The sequence below is a fragment of the Shewanella sp. S1-49-MNA-CIBAN-0167 genome (assembly GCF_040310145.1).
Taxonomy (GTDB): Bacteria; Pseudomonadota; Gammaproteobacteria; order Enterobacterales; family Shewanellaceae; genus Shewanella; species Shewanella psychromarinicola.
This window is the reverse complement of record NZ_JBEOPO010000024.1, coordinates 34,694-50,447: the sequence shown is the minus strand read 5'-3', so window position 1 is coordinate 50,447 and position 15,754 is coordinate 34,694. Positions and strand designations below refer to the sequence as shown.

The following is a 15,754-nucleotide window of genomic DNA, read 5'->3' as shown; positions in this document are numbered from 1 at the left end:
ACCTGCTAAGAGCCTGCCTATTGCAAGTGAATGCTACACTGTTAGCGGGCCAAAAGGCTGTTTGATAATCGATTATTATCCTGAGTTGAAATTGCATCATATTAACAGCAATGAAGTTTTTGTGACAAAAAGACGTATTTAATGTCAGAATTAGCCGTTAGATCATAAATCTGTAACAAAAGTGTCCAATAATAGTTTTGTGGCAAATTAACGTAGAAACCCAATATGACAGCTAGGATTTTAATAGTAGAAGATGAATCAGCAATCCGTGAGATGCTGACATTTGTGATGGATCAACATGGTTTTACGACAGTTGCAGCTGAAGATTTTGATTCAGCGATTGAGCTACTTAAAGAGCCATACCCAGACTTAATTTTATTGGATTGGATGTTCCCTGGAGGGAGTGGCATCCAATTAGCTAAACGCCTAAAGCAAGATGAGTTTACGCGTCAGATACCGATTATTATGCTGACAGCCCGTGGTGAAGAGGAAGATAAAGTTAAAGGCCTTGAAGTGGGGGCTGATGACTATATAACTAAGCCCTTTTCGCCTAAAGAACTTGTTGCAAGAATTAAAGCCGTTTTGCGCAGAAGCGCTCCAACTCGCTTAGAAGAAATCATTGATGTGCAAGGATTACAACTTGACCCTGTTAGTCATCGAGTGACAGTCGGTGATACTGTGCTCGACATGGGGCCAACAGAATTTCGCTTGTTGCATTTTTTTATGACCCATCCAGAGCGTGTCTATAGTCGAGAGCAGTTACTCGATAACGTTTGGGGCACCAATGTGTATGTTGAAGATCGGACTGTTGATGTGCATATTAGACGTTTACGAAAAGCCGTAGAAGAGGCTGGGCATGATAAATTGATCCAGACTGTTCGTGGTGCAGGCTACCGATTTTCAACCAGAATGTAATTTGTATTGGCGTCTCGAAGGGTTCTGACATGATAAGCAGAACTTTTTAAAAACGCTTTTTTTGCTGTCTAGCCATAAGAGTCTATTTAGGCTATCTTGTGGTTCTTCGTTAGCCCTAATAATCAGTAACGGCACTGAATTGAGTTGGTGGCGGTACGTTCGCATTTAGGTAGCCTATGTTTATCTCGTACTCTGGATATCGTTTATTTTTTCGGTTTGCTTTACTGCTTGTTTTATTTATGCTCATTGGAGCCTTATTTGATCAAGTTGTTATCGTTATGTTATTAGGAACGATTGCATTACTTGTGTGGCATTATCGCCAAATTACTCGTTTAAACTTTTGGTTATGGAAGGATAAAAAGCTCACGCCTCCACAAGGGCGTGGAAGTTGGGAAGGGGTGTTTAATGGAATATATCGTCTGCAGGGGAAAAATCGTCGTCGAGTGGGCCAATTAGCCACTTTATTAGCTCGTTTTCGTCAAGGCGCGGAGGCCTTACCTGATGCGGCGGTGGTTCTTGATGCCGAGCACAATATTTTATGGTGCAACAAACTGGCGCAGTTAATTTTAGGATTTGTTTGGCCTCAAGATAATGGTCTTAGGATCGATAACCTCATTCGTCATCCTAATTTTTCTACTTATTTAAAGAAAGCACAATACAACGAACCATTAGAAATCCCATCTCCTGTCTCAGATAAGCGTTTACTTGAAATTCGAGTAATAGGTTACGGTGACCGACAATTGTTATTAATTGCTCGTGATATCACTCGTATTCACCAATTAGAAGGTATGCGCAAAGATTTTGTCGCCAACGTTTCCCATGAGCTTAAAACCCCGCTAACGGTATTGCAGGGCTATTTAGAAATTATGCAAACAATGGAAGCACCTGATTCACCTAATCACAAACCACTATCAATGATGCAACAACAAACGACTCGGATGCAGTCGATGGTTGAGCAGTTGTTGGCGCTGTCGCGTATTGAAGATGCCGTGGATATCGATTTATCGCAAACGGTCAATATGGCATTGATGATGGATATCCTCAAAGAAGAGGCTTATGCACTGGCTGGAACTGAATATACTTTAGTGTTTAATTGTGAGCCAGGCTTAAATACTCGTGGTAATGAACTGCAATTGCGCAGTGCTTGTTCAAATTTAATTTCTAATGCGATTCATTATACCGTTCCGGGGGGGACCATTTCGGTGACGTGGCGCAGTGTGGCCACAGGAGCACTGTTTTCAGTCAAAGATACCGGTGTGGGCATTGCTCCACAGTATATCAACCGATTAACTGAACGCTTTTATCGGGTCGATAATGCCCGTTCGAGTAAAACTGGCGGCAGTGGTTTGGGGTTGGCCATTGCAAAGCATGCTTTAAATCATCATTACAGTGAACTTAACGTGACGAGTGAGTACGGCAAAGGCAGTATTTTCAGCTTTATCATTCCTTCGCATTTGTTAGTACGGCAATAGCATCTGGTCGTTTGGATATAAATAAACAGCATTTTTGCTGTTTTTTTTTGACTGATGATGGTCAACTCAAACGTGTTGTGCCAACCCAATCCATTCAGAACCACTTAGTTTGGTAAATATCCTCTATTCTGGGTAATAAACGGTTATCAAACAGCCCTTTGTTCCGCTACCTGCGTTGTATCAACTTACAATAGACCCGCTATTGACCCGTCAATACGCCTTGTTAGCAAAAAACACATAGCAAATTTGATATTGCAGACTTGAAATCAATCCGTTTTTAACTATGTATCCCATCTCTTATCCAACGTTGAGGTTAACAATAAAGCCTGTTAATTAGAGTGTGATGGTTTGAATTGATCACTACCTTACTCGGATGGGATCACTCATATTATTACGACTAGTATAAAATTTATGCGATTATGAATGTCACAATGCTGTCGTTTTAGGTTTTTCTTAACTAAGAATGACCTGTTTTGCACTCTGAACTGTGTTTTACTTTCATTATATCGCGCGGTGTTGTGATAGTTTGTTTTTTTAAGGTATTGATATAAATGATATTGATTGTAAACTTTCGAAATAAGACAGTTTTACTACCATTGTCACACAACTGTCACGTCAAAGTCATAGACTTGTCATCAATGGGGTCGATACTGACTACGTTTTAAAAACTTAGTACGCTTAATTCTGGAGCATTATAATGAAACTGAAAAAACTTGTCGGCGCCATCACACTTACAGCCGCTGGCGTATTCTCTGCAGCATCTGTGGCTGCTCTTGATCCAAATTTACCTGCATATGAAAAAACAAGTGGTGTTTCTGGTAACTTGTCTTCTGTCGGTTCTGATACATTAGCAAACATGATGACATTATGGGCTGAAGAGTTTAAACATATTTATCCTAGCGTTAACATTCAAATTCAAGCTGCTGGATCTTCAACTGCGCCTCCAGCATTAACTGAAGGTACTTCTCAGTTTGGTCCAATGAGCCGTGAAATGAAGCCTAATGAAGTTGAATCATTTGAAAAGCATTTTGGTTATAAGCCGACTAAGATCCGTGTTGCTATCGATGCGTTAGCCGTATTTGTACACAAAGATAACCCTATCACGGGTCTAAGTATTGAACAAATTGACGGTATTTTTTCTGCTACCCATAAGTGTGGCTCCAAAGAAATTAATAACTGGGGAGATGCTGGCTTAGATGGTAATTGGACTGTGAAAGACGTTCAGCTTTACGGTCGTAACTCAGTGTCTGGTACATACGGCTACTTTAAAGAAAAAGCGTTATGTAAAGGTGATTTCCGTCCAAACGTAAATGAGCAACCTGGTTCTGCTTCTGTGGTTCAGTCTGTTTCTCAGTCACTGAATGGGATTGGTTATTCAGGTATCGGTTACAAAACGGCTGGCGTCAAGGCTGTTGCAATCTCTAAGAATGGTGATAAGTTTATCGAAGCAACTGATGCTAATGCTGCAGACGGTTCTTACCCACTTTCACGTTACTTATACGTTTATGTAAACAAGCACCCGAACAGAGACTTAGCTCCAATGGACCGTGAATTCTTACGTTTCGTATTGTCTAAGCAGGGTCAACAAATTGTTGAAAAAGATGGCTATGTTCCATTACCCATCTCAGTTATTGCTAAAGATTTAGGTAAAGTGGGTGTTAAGCTTTAATTAACTCACTTTCAGTAAACTTAAAAAGGCCTCTTGGAGGCCTTTTTTGTTTTTTAACGTTAAAAAAAACATAAAAAAAAGCAACCTAACTAAGAGGTTGCTGCTATTGCTAAGGGCAATACTGTTGATAGATTTTTACAACTATCGAATAGGAGAATGATGATGAACAAAAATAAGCTACTTGGTACAAATAAAAAGTATTTCAAATTCGGTTCATATAATATGACTCATCATTTTTGAGTTAGTTCCCTTGAATATCAAAAAAGATGAGTTTTTTATTCAAAAGTGATATTTACCAGCTTGGCTGTAAAAGACCTACCACGGCGAGTGACAGCATATTTATGATGATACCAATGTTATTATCCTAGAACGTTTAGGTTGTTTTCTAACAAGTAAGGATTGTTTGTGACTGCAAAATGGAATGTAGAACACGATTATCATTCAAGTGCCAACACTGATGCTTTATGCGTCTATCATCTTGAGCTCAATCTTGTGGTTGATTTTGACTTACAACAACTCAGCGGAATTGCTAAGCTGCAATTTACTCGAAAAATGTCTGCACTTTCATTAGTGTTGGATTGTCGAGATTTGATCATAGAAGGTATCACTGACAGTCACGCTAATCAGTTGCCGTATCAAGTGAGTGATGTGAATGCCATATTAGGTCAAAAACTAGTCATAGATGTGGGTGGTAATTTAGATGAAGTGGTTATTCATTATCATACCTCTACAACTGCTCAAGGACTCCAATGGCTTACGCCTGAGCAAACCTTAGGCAAACAATTACCGTATCTATTTAGCCAATCGCAACCCATTAATGCTCGTAGCTGGATACCTTTACAAGACACCCCTAAAGCCCGAATCACCTTTAATGCGACAATCACCGCCCCGCATGGTTTACGTGCGGTAATGAGTGCCGAAAACATCCCTGATTTGCCGGATAATGGTGTGTTTGAATTTTGCATGAACAAACCGATCCCAACCCATTTATTAGCTATTGCCGTTGGAGAGTTAAGTTTTCAAGCCACTGGACCTCGTAGTGGTATTTATACTGAACCCGGTATGCTTGCTGCTGCGACCAAAGAATTTGAAGATACCGAGTCAATGATCCAAATGGCAGAGTCCATATTAGGGCCCTATGCTTGGGGTCGCTTTGACATGATTGTATTGCCACCAAGCTTTCCTTTTGGTGGCATGGAAAATCCCATGTTAGCATTTATGACCCCGACGTTAATTGCAGGTGATAAGAGTTTAGTTTCAACAGTTGCTCATGAATTAGCTCATTCATGGACCGGTAATTTAGTCAGTAATGCGACTTGGCGAGACTTATGGCTTAATGAGGGATTTACCACTTACTTTACCAATCGTATTGTTGAAGCCGTGTATGGTAAAGAGCAGGCAGAACTTGAATGGGTTATCGAGTACGGTCGTTTGCAGGAGGAAATACAATCGACTCCCTTGTCCAGCCAAACCTTACCTGCCAATGTACAAGACCGTGATCCTAATCTGGCATTTAATCGGTTTACCTACGATAAAGCGTCGATGTTTGTTCATGAACTTGAACGCCGCTTAGGTCGGGCTGCATTTGATCGGTTTTTGTTCCAATATGTGGAACATTTTTCTTTTAGTGCTATCACCACCGAAACTTTTATTGATTATGCAAAGCAAACATTGCTGGTAGAACATCACGATAAGTTGACCTTAGCAGAGATCAATGAGTGGGTGTATGGCCAAGGATTACCCCAATGGTTTATTGCCCCAATATCAAGTAGTTTGGATAAAGTCGATTTGGCTGTTGAGGCTATTGTCAAAGGAACACCCGCTAGTGAGTTGTTGGTAGATGAATGGCGAGTTCACCACTGGCAGTATTTTCTCAGCCAATTACCGTTATTCGTTAATCAAGCCACCTTATTAGATTTAGACGACACCTTTATATTAACAGACAGCCACAATGCCGAAATAGCATGTGATTGGTATCGAGTCGCCATTCGTAATCATTTTGATCCCGTGTTGCCTGCGCTAAAAGACTACTTATGCCGGATCGGCCGAGGAAAGTTTGTTAGGCCATTATTTGTTGAATTACAAATAGCCGGTTACCAGCAAGAATTAGTCGATATTTATGTTAAAGCTCGCCCTGGTTATCATCCTTCATTGCAAGTGCAGCTAGACAATTTACTTAACCTTTAGCAAGTTAACTGCTTTAGTATTAACAATTTAACATCAAAAAATGAAAAAAATGGCAGCCATATTGGCTGCCAAAATAACTCTTTACGGGTTGCTATTAACGGTGCGCTAGCGTGTTAATGCTTCCCAATGGGGATGATGATGAACAATAAACGGTGTAGCAGTAACTCAATCCTAACTGAAGCTTGAGGGAAGTAGGATAAACCACTAAACAGTGCGAATAATTAGCTCCGGGGGAGAAGGTTAACTCATCACGCTGCACTTACTTCAAACTGCATTTTATTCCTTACATACTTACTCGTACAATTAATCAGACTGGGCGTCATCAGGAAAGTTCACCGAAAGAGAGATTTTTTTTAATAAATTTTATCGGGCAAAATTTATTGCGCTAAAAATAATCATGAGTTTTATGGCATACGCATTAATCTTATTAAATAATTATTAATAACAATGACTTGTTAATACTGCGGCAGGAACATAAGTTTTTTATGTCCCAATGGTTGGTTTTACTGAGTACCAGTGGCGTTAGCTGTTGGTTATGGTAGAGAACGATGATAATTGGGGCGGGAGGGATGATGTCAATACGTAAAGAGAATTCACAAAATTAACCTAAAAAAAGGGCAACCAATGTGGTTGCCTAAGTCGTTCTTTGTGGGTTGTGATTAACGGTGCGCTAGCGTGTTAACACTCCCCAAATAGGGATGATGATGAACAATAAACATAAAACGGTGTAGCAGTAACTCAATCCTAACTGAAGCTTGAGGTAAGTAAGATAAATCACTAAGCAGTTTACTCAATTAACTTTCGGGGGAAAAGATTAACTCATGACGCTGCACTTACTTCAAACTAAATCTTATTCCGTACAATTAATCAGACTGGGCGTCATCAGGAAAGTTCACCGAAAGAGAGATTTTTTTTAATAAATTTTATCGGGCAAAATTTATTGCGCTAAAAATAATCATGAGTCTTATGGAATACGCATTAATCTTATTAAATAATTATTAATAACAATGACTTGTTAATACTGCGCCAGGAACATAAGTTTTTTATGTCCCAATGGTTGGTTTTACTGAGTACCAGTGGCGTTAGCTGTTGGTTATGGTAGAGAACGATGATAATTGGGGCGGGAGGGATGATGTCAATACGTAAAGAGAATTCACAAAATGAACCTAAAAAAAGGGCAACCAATGTGGTTGCCTAAGTCGTTCTTTGTGGGTTGTGATTAACGGTGCGCTAGCGTGTTAACACTCCCCAAATAGGGATGATGATGAACAATAAACATAAAACGGTGTAGCAGTAACTCAATCCTAACTGAAGCTTGAGGTAAGTAAGATAAATCACTAAGCAGTTTACTCAATTAACTTTCGGGGGAGAAGATTAACTCATCACGCTGCACTTACTTCAAACTAAATCTTATTCCGTACAATTAATCAGACTGGGCGTCATCAGGAAAGTTCACCGAAAGAGAGATTTTTTTTAATAAATTTTATCGGGCAAAATTTATTGAGCTAAAAATAATCATGAGTCTTATGGAATACGCATTAATCTTATTAAATAATTATTAATAACAATGACTTGTTAATACTGCGCCAGGAACATAAGTTTTTTATGTCCCAATGGTTGGTTTTACTGAGTACCAGTGGCGTTAGCTGTTGGTTATGGTAGAGAACGATGATAATTGGGGCGGGAGGGATGATGTCAATACGTAAAGAGAATTCACAAAATGAGCCTAAAAAAAGGGCAACCAATGTGGTTGCCTAAGTCGTTCTTTGTGGGTTGTGATTAACGGTGCGCTAGCGTGTTAACACTCCCCAAATAGGGATGATGATGAACAATAAACATAAAACGGTGTAGCAGTAACTCAATCCTAACTGAAGCTTGAGGTAAGTAAGATAAATCACTAAGCAGTTTACTCAATTAACTTTCGGGGGAGAAGATTAACTCATGACGCTGCACTTACTTCAAACTAAATCTTATTCCGTACAATTAATCAGACTGGGCGTCATCAGGAAAGTTCACCGAAAGAGAGATTTTTTTTAATAAATTTTATCGGGCAAAATTTATTGAGCTAAAAATAATCATGAGTCTTATGGCATACGCATTAATCTTATTAAATAATTATTAATAACAATACGTTGTTAATCGTTATACCAAGATCATAATGTCTACATTCAACCTGTTGGTTTTTCCCGAGAGCAAATGGGGCCTGCGGTTGGTTATGCTAGCCGTCGATGATGACTTTTGGCTTGGTTTATACCAATACGTAAAGAGAATTCACAAAATGAGCCTAAAAAAAGGGCAACCAATGTGGTTGCCTAAGTCGTTCTTTGTGGGTTGTGATTAACGGTGCGCTAGCGTGTTAACACTCCCCAATAGGGATGATGATGATGAACAATAAACATAAACTGTAGTGGCAAGTAAATATGAGCTTTGAATACACACTAAACCGTTGGAGGAAGACGTTTAGTGAGTTCGTGTTCTTACTTGCTACATATACTATGACTAGGGCTATTTGGAAAAGTTCATTAAATGATGTACTAAATTTAAACGTCATTAATTGCTAGAATTTGTTCATCTTTGATAGTCGAAAGTGGTTCGATATACACGGGTGTTAATCGCGATGTACAGTATGTTTTTTTACTTAGTTATCGATTGTTAGTGTGTCGTGATGACACTTAACAAGTCCTACTTAATCTCAATTCTAGAAAGCAGATCGGATAACTGGTTAAAAAAGGGGTTTATTTCAAGTCAGTAATATTAAACTTTCCATGTCTTTTGCTAACAAGATCTATTGCAAGTCGATACAACTTCGACCGCGGCAAAAGCGCTGTTTGATAACGGGTTATGAGCCCCTGTTGAGGTAAGTTATTATAAGTAAGACACTAATAGTGGAACAACGCCTCTAGAAAGTTCAATAAATGGTAAATATGCGATCAAATCTATAGACATAAAAAAAGGCAATCAAATAATTGCCTATCGATCGACTTAGCGATCAAGGGGACCGCGCTAGAAGTCCCAGGGAGATGATGAACAAAAGTGAATATCACTGTTACTAAGTTTGAGTACGTGGTGGTTTAAAAGTTCAATATAAATGTATTTTTTTAGCCAAATAATGATGTTTATTTTATATTGCATATTTATCATAAACTTAAGTTTTGATGTGTTTTGTAATGTGTTTCTTGTGGTTTGAGCGTATTTAATTTGAGCATGTTCAATTCGGGCATATCGTTAAATGGAAATGTTATTGACTTAACATGGTCATGGAGCGTCCGCCTATGCCCCAAGAAGTAAAGTAAGGCGATTAACATGACATCAATCGCCCAAAGCAAACTCGCATACATTATGGATTAACGGTATTCGATTACAGGTAAAAGCCACGGCTAACTTAGCAGCTTTTCAATAATAACGTTAAGGTCTTCTGGCTTAGTGGTTGGCGAATAACGTTCAATAACATTTCCTTGTTTATCGACTAAGAACTTAGTGAAGTTCCATTTGATAGACTCACTAGCCAAAAGGCCTTTGGCAGACTTTTTAAGGTGTTGGTACAAGGGGTGACTATTAGCACCATTAACATCAATTTTACTGAATAGCGGAAACGTAACCCCAAAGTTGAGTTCACAAAATTGGCTGATCTCGTCTTCATTACCTTGCTCTTGCTTACCGAATTGATTACAAGGAAACCCCAAAATAACTAAACCACGATCTTTATATTGTTGATATAAGGCTTCAAGACCTTTGTATTGCGGTGTAAATCCACATTTACTTGCCGTGTTAACAATAAGGATAACTTTATCTTTAAAGTCCTCCATAACAACGTCTTTGCCTTGAATGTCTTTTACGATAATAGGGTAAATTGCAGCGGTCATGTGAAGCTCCTTATATGAAAAGTAAACTATAATACAAATATGGTTGGCTGGCAATTAAGTTGCGCGCAACTTAATTTATCTATTTGCTTATAAATACTAATTTCAATATAGTTTGCGCATAATTTACTATCAAGGATTAAGGACGGGCTTATGAATGAATTGAAGAACGAACTTAACTCTGAAGATGAAATCGACTCCAATTCGCAGCCACAAGCTGATGTCAGTCACGTGGTACATTTATTAACGGAAGCCGAGGGTGATGAGCAGGCCGAAATGTTCAGTGAGATTTTGACTGAAGCTGAACCAGGTACAATTGCTTTACTTTTAGAATCGTTACCGCTGGATGAGCGTTATGAACGTTGGCAGCAAGTTGATGTAGAAGAGCGTGTTGACGTTTTAAACTTAATGCGTGCAGATCCTCGTTTAGGCATAGTGAAAAAAATGCCAGACGAGGAGTTAGACTTACTCTTTTCGCAATTAAGTCCCGAAGATCTTATCGAGTGGAGTGATACGTTACCAGACAATATTACCGATCGTGCATTAGCACAGATGGGGGAGCGTCAGCGCAAGCACTTCGAACTGTATGATCAATATTCTGATAATGAAATCGGTCGTTATGCTGATCACCAAATGTTGGCATTAAGTCTTACGTCTACGGTCGCGCAAGGGCAACGTTTTTTTCGTCGAATTGATTTAGATTGTAATGACCACCTTTTTTTGGTGGATAATAACGATAAATATCTAGGGACAGTGCGTCGTTATGATGTTTTTAAAACGACCGATCTTGATACCCAATTACAGGTATTAATATGGGAAGACAGCCGGGTGATCTCTGCCGACTCATCTTTGATCGAAGCGGCCGAAGCCATTGAGCATAGTCGTGAGCTTGAATTACCGGTTGTCGATGATGACGGTATATTGATTGGCCGAATGACACTGAGAACGGCTACAGCCCTAGTGCGTGAACATTACGAAGCACAATTAATGGCAACCGCAGGTATGGATGAACACGACGATTTGTTTGCTCCAATTATGGTGGGAGCAAAACGTCGTGCAGTGTGGCTAGGGATTAACTTACTCACTGCTTTTTTAGCTTCTGCGACCATTGGATTATTTGAAAATGTGTTGTCGCAAGTGGTGGCATTAGCGGTATTGATGCCTATTGTGGCTTCAATGGGCGGTATTGCTGGTAGCCAATCGTTAACACTGATGATCCGCGGTATGGCAATGGGGCAGATTTCTGCCGGTAACGTGATGTCGTTGATGAAAAACGAACTCGGGATCGGTGCACTTAACGGCATGTTGTGGTCGATTGTCATTGGTATTGTTGCCGGGTGGTGGTTTAACGATACGATAATGGGCATTGTAATTGGTTGTGCCATCTTAATTAATATGGCGGTTGCGGCTATTGCGGGTGTTATGGTGCCAATGATCTTACAACGTTTTAATCAAGATGCGGCATTATCAGGATCGGTCATTCTCACCACTGTCACCGACGTGGTAGGTTTTTTTACCTTCTTGGGATTGGCCACCATATTGTATCTGTAAAGGTGCGGCATTGCTTACATCGAAATGCACTGAGTCAACATTGGGCTAGCCTTTGGTTAACGTTGTCCAGCGCCTCGACGATTATCACGTATGCTGTTATTTAGCTTCAATTCGCCTTGCGGGTAAAACAAATGACACGTTTAATATAGCCTGACTTGAAAGAGACTTATTGCTATCGGTTTAGCCTATATCTTATTCCAAGTTGAGGTCATTTAAATGCTCGTGAGTCTCTCAAGGTCATTTTTTGACAATAAAAAAGCAAGTTACAGGTAACTTGCTTTTTAAACTCGATGAGACAATGCGGTTAAATTATTTCCACTTAGGAGGCGCTAACTCCATTTCTGGATTATCGTCAAAGTAGCCTCGCTTGGTATCTCGGCGGCGTTGTTTTACTTTTTTCGATTTTGGTTTTCCCTTTCCCTCGATGTTATCGCCCCATGGCGCATCGTCTTCATCAAATTCAAATGAGTGTGACATTTTTAACATTCCAGATAACTGTACCTTTTTTGGTACAACCCCTTTTTTACCTAAAGTTAATAATAAGCTAAAGCGAAATATTTAATCCTTGATGGTAAAAATTATTGCACGTAGAAATGACAATTCAATTTTTGGCGACAAATAAACATTCTTTGCTGTGTTTGAGTTCATTTAGGCATAGGGATAATTGTTGTTGCCAGGGGTTTTGTGTGGCAATGGTGTGTGATAAACCGCTATCTAGCGCACTAAATACTGGCCTATTGACGATTGAAGCATATTGTTCTGATGTTATAGGCTGTAAATAAATCGGTTGACGTAATAAGCCTAACCCTATCGCTTGTGTTTTTATCGCTTGTGCAAACTCATACCAAGTGCATATGCCAGCATCACTCCAATGGTAAATAGCTGACCATTGTTTTTGTAAACACAGTTTCCACAAAAAACGCGCAAGATCATCAACCATTGTCGGGCTGCCGGTTTGGTCATTAACAATATTAATCGGGTTTTCTTTACTTGAGCCTATGGCTGCCTGATTATGCGTCTGTGACATTAACTTCAGCATAGTGGTCAGAAAATTATTGCCAGTATGATGGTAAAGCCAAGAGGTACGTACAATGCAAAATAGATCAGATTGGTAGCTCAGTAGTGTTGCTTCTGCGAGTAATTTTGATTGCCCATAAGTATTAATAGCCGCTGGTTTTTGTGTCACCAAATAAGGTGTCGATGAGCCGCCATCGAATACATAATCTGTTGACAATTGGATCAGTTTAATCCCATAAGCACTGGCCGCTTTAGCGATATACTCAACGGCTAATGCATTGGTTTTTATCGCGGACTCAGGGTTGATTTCGGCTTTTTCGACGTTGGTATAGGCTGCGCAGTTAATGATGATATTGGGTCGATAATAAGCCAATGCTTCGTCAATACGTTGTGGCTGAGTAATATCAACTTGTTGGTGGCTGAGCTGGATCAGTTCCACCGTATTAGGCTGAGTACGTTTTAAGGCTCGGGCTAGTTGACCTGTTTGACCAAAGGTTAATATTTTCATTGAACGTGAGCCAAATACCATTGGACAGTGCGGTATAAGCCATTAAAGAAGGTATGTTTAGGTGTCCAATTCAATGTTGTGGCCAATTTACTGGCATCAATGGCATAGCGACGATCATGTCCGGGTCTATCTTCAATATGCTCAATGAGTGAGGTAAAGCCATTGCCACTAGCAAGGCGATGATCCGGGAGTAATTGGCTAAGGTGTGCGCAAATCGACCTCACTACCTCAATATTAGTTTGCTCATTATTGCCGCCTACCGTATAGGTTTCACCCACGTTGCCTAAGGTTAATATTGTCAGTAAAGCTTCAACATGATCATCGACATAAAGCCAGTCTCGAATTTGTAGACCATTACCATAGATAGGAATTTGCTCACCCGCTATAGCGCGGGTAATGGTCAATGGGATCAGTTTTTCTGGATGTTGGTATGGGCCATAATTATTAGAACAATAACTGATTAAAATGGGTAAACCATAGGTTCGATACCAGGCTTTGACTAGATGATCGCTTGATGCTTTACTTGCTGAGTAAGGTGAGCTGGGTGCATAAGCACTTTGCTCATTGAAAAAGCCTGTGCCGGGTAAGTCACCAAATACCTCATCAGTCGAAATATGATGGAAGCGAAATCGTGCAGCCTTAGCGCTCAATAAACCATTATAAAATTGTCTGCTGGCTTCTAAAAGTTGATAAGTACCGACTATATTAGTCTGAATAAATTCTGCAGGACCTGAAATGGATCGATCAACATGAGTCTCTGCCGCTAAATGCATGACGGCGTCGGGTTGAAACCGATTAAATACTTGGGTTAATAATTGAGCATCACAGATATCGCCTTCGATGAAATGGTATCGTTGACTTTGGTTTAGCATTTTAAGGCTGCTGGGATCCGCTGCATATGTCAGCTTATCGATATTAATGACACTGTGATGGGTAAAATTAATGATAAATCTGATTAGTGCCGATCCAATAAATCCACAACCACCAGTAATCAGTATTGCGAGTGCTTGTTCGTTTCTGTGTGTCATTGTTTTAGGCCAAATGAGATAACCTTAGGGTTTAGCATCGGGTTATCTTTGTCTGAGACGAGAGGAGCAAGGTGTTGTTTTAATGGCCATTGAATATTGAGCACGGGATCATTCCATGCGATGGTTTGATCATCATCTGGTCGATAATATTGTGAACATTTATAAATAACATCAGCGATGTCAGACAATACGTAAAAGCCATGAGCAAATCCCGCAGGGATCCACATTTGATAGCCATTTTCGTCTGAGATTTCTTGGCCTATCCACTGACCATACGTTGTAGACCCTTGACGAATGTCGACAGCAACGTCAAAGATGCTTCCTCTTGCTACCCGGATTAATTTACCTTGAGGGAAGTGTTGCTGGAAGTGAAGTCCACGTAAGACATTGTTAATAGAACGCGATTGATTTTCTTGGACTAGTTGAGGAACATCTAAGTTGTTTTGAGTAAACGCGTCACTAAAGGTGTTTTGGCGTAACGTTTCCATAAAGAATCCACGCTCATCAATGAACTTACGTGGGCTAAAAATCATCACGTCTTTGAGTTGAGTGTTAATCCATTTCATCTGGAAAATTCTTATTTAATAGAGACAGTAAGTATTCACCATAACCACTTTTTAACAGTGGCTTAGCCAGTTTTTTGAGTTGTAATTGATCAATTAATCCCATCGAATAGGCTATTTCCTCAGGGCAGGACACTTTTAAACCTTGGCGTTTTTCTATTGCAGCTATGTATTGTGTCGCTTCTGCCATGGCATCGGGTGTACCAGTGTCTAGCCAAGCGGTTCCTCGGCCTAAGATATTGACTTGAAGATTATTATTATCAAGATATTGATTTATCACATCCACTATTTCGAGTTCTCCTCTTTCAGAGGGGAAGACTTGCTTAGCGTAATAGCTTGCCTTGTTGTCGAAAAAATACAGCCCTGGCATGGCAAAATTTGATTTGGGTTTAGCGGGCTTTTCTGTAATAGAAAGTACTTGATTATGTTTATCAAACTCAATAACCCCATAAGCTTGTGGATTAGCAACGTGATAACCAAAGACGGTGGCAGATGATATTTTATTCGTTGATTGTAGAGTGTGCTGTAATTGATGGCCATAAAATAAATTATCCCCTAAAATCATTGCACAAGGACTACCATTTAGAAAATGTTCAGCAATAATGAGTGCTTGTGCGAGTCCTTTAGGCTTTGCTTGTGTTGCAAATTCAATGTTAATACCCCATTGATGGCCATTGTGCAGCAGTGATTTAAAAAGAGGCAGATCGGTAGGCGTGCAAATAAGCAAAATCTCTGTAATACCAGCCTGCATCAATGTGCATAGCGGATAATAAACCATAGGTTTATCGTAAACGGGTAATAACTGTTTACAGACAACTTGGGTGATAGGAAATAGTCGAGTGCCTAAACCTCCAGCTAATAAAATACCTTTTCTCATCAATCTTTCTTTAAGTGATTCATAAGTGAATTTTAGCACAGCTAAAATCAATTAAGCAGATTTGTTATGGGTGTTATTTACCTAAGCCTTCAATTATATCAAGGCTA

11 protein-coding genes are annotated in these 15,754 nt (G+C 39.7%); 5 read left to right on the top strand and 6 right to left on the bottom strand.

Annotated elements, in window-relative coordinates; genetic code table 11:
* The first annotated feature begins 225 nt into the window (after positions 1-225).
* The 4 genes from phoB to AAEZ00_RS12620 all read left to right on the top strand — a co-directional run bounded on the left by phoB (position 226) and on the right by AAEZ00_RS12620 (position 6,243).
* Complete coding sequence (gene phoB / locus AAEZ00_RS12635; protein ID WP_335689258.1) at positions 226-915, top strand: phosphate regulon transcriptional regulator PhoB; 690 nt, start codon at positions 226-228, stop codon at positions 913-915.
* Between the two features lie 176 nt (positions 916-1,091).
* Entirely contained in the window at positions 1,092-2,387 is a 1,296-nt protein-coding gene (gene phoR / locus AAEZ00_RS12630; RefSeq protein WP_351076396.1) for a phosphate regulon sensor histidine kinase PhoR, read from the top strand.
* 697 nt (positions 2,388-3,084) lie between these two features.
* Positions 3,085-4,056 carry a PstS family phosphate ABC transporter substrate-binding protein gene (locus AAEZ00_RS12625; protein WP_351076393.1) on the top strand — a complete coding sequence of 324 codons (972 nt, stop codon included), beginning with the start codon at positions 3,085-3,087 and terminating at the stop codon, positions 4,054-4,056.
* Between the two features lie 405 nt (positions 4,057-4,461).
* Positions 4,462-6,243 (top strand): M1 family metallopeptidase, encoded by a 1,782-nt coding sequence (locus AAEZ00_RS12620; RefSeq protein WP_351088698.1) that lies wholly within the window; start codon positions 4,462-4,464, stop codon positions 6,241-6,243.
* A gap of 3,377 nt (positions 6,244-9,620) precedes the next feature.
* Here the strand turns inward: AAEZ00_RS12620 and AAEZ00_RS12615 are convergent.
* Positions 9,621-10,106 carry a glutathione peroxidase gene (locus tag AAEZ00_RS12615; protein WP_124013955.1) on the bottom strand — a complete coding sequence of 162 codons (486 nt, stop codon included), beginning with the start codon at positions 10,104-10,106 and terminating at the stop codon, positions 9,621-9,623.
* A 150-nt stretch (positions 10,107-10,256) separates the two neighbouring features.
* On the opposite strand from AAEZ00_RS12615, the gene AAEZ00_RS12610 reads away from it, so the two are divergent.
* Positions 10,257-11,654 carry a magnesium transporter gene (locus tag AAEZ00_RS12610; RefSeq protein WP_124013954.1) on the top strand — a complete coding sequence of 466 codons (1,398 nt, stop codon included), beginning with the start codon at positions 10,257-10,259 and terminating at the stop codon, positions 11,652-11,654.
* A 309-nt stretch (positions 11,655-11,963) separates the two neighbouring features.
* Here AAEZ00_RS12610 and AAEZ00_RS12605 read toward each other — a convergent pair whose 3' ends face one another.
* The 5 genes from AAEZ00_RS12605 to rfbA all read right to left on the bottom strand — a co-directional run bounded on the left by AAEZ00_RS12605 (position 11,964) and on the right by rfbA (position 15,647).
* On the bottom strand, positions 11,964-12,131 hold the full coding sequence (locus AAEZ00_RS12605) for a small highly charged protein (protein WP_101034621.1): 168 nt from the start codon (positions 12,129-12,131) through the stop codon (positions 11,964-11,966).
* Positions 12,132-12,255: 124 nt separating this feature from the next.
* On the bottom strand, positions 12,256-13,179 hold the full coding sequence (rfbD, locus tag AAEZ00_RS12600) for a dTDP-4-dehydrorhamnose reductase (protein ID WP_351078608.1): 924 nt from the start codon (positions 13,177-13,179) through the stop codon (positions 12,256-12,258).
* Complete coding sequence (rfbB, locus tag AAEZ00_RS12595; protein ID WP_101030165.1) at positions 13,176-14,207, bottom strand: dTDP-glucose 4,6-dehydratase; 1,032 nt, start codon at positions 14,205-14,207, stop codon at positions 13,176-13,178. The genes rfbD and rfbB overlap by 4 nt, the downstream gene beginning before the upstream one ends.
* Positions 14,204-14,773, bottom strand: a complete 570-nt coding sequence (gene rfbC / locus AAEZ00_RS12590) for a dTDP-4-dehydrorhamnose 3,5-epimerase (protein WP_124013951.1) — start codon at positions 14,771-14,773, stop codon at positions 14,204-14,206. The genes rfbB and rfbC overlap by 4 nt, the downstream gene beginning before the upstream one ends.
* Complete coding sequence (rfbA, locus tag AAEZ00_RS12585; RefSeq protein WP_124013950.1) at positions 14,760-15,647, bottom strand: glucose-1-phosphate thymidylyltransferase RfbA; 888 nt, start codon at positions 15,645-15,647, stop codon at positions 14,760-14,762. The genes rfbC and rfbA overlap by 14 nt, the downstream gene beginning before the upstream one ends.
* Between the last annotated feature and the right edge of the window lie 107 nt (positions 15,648-15,754).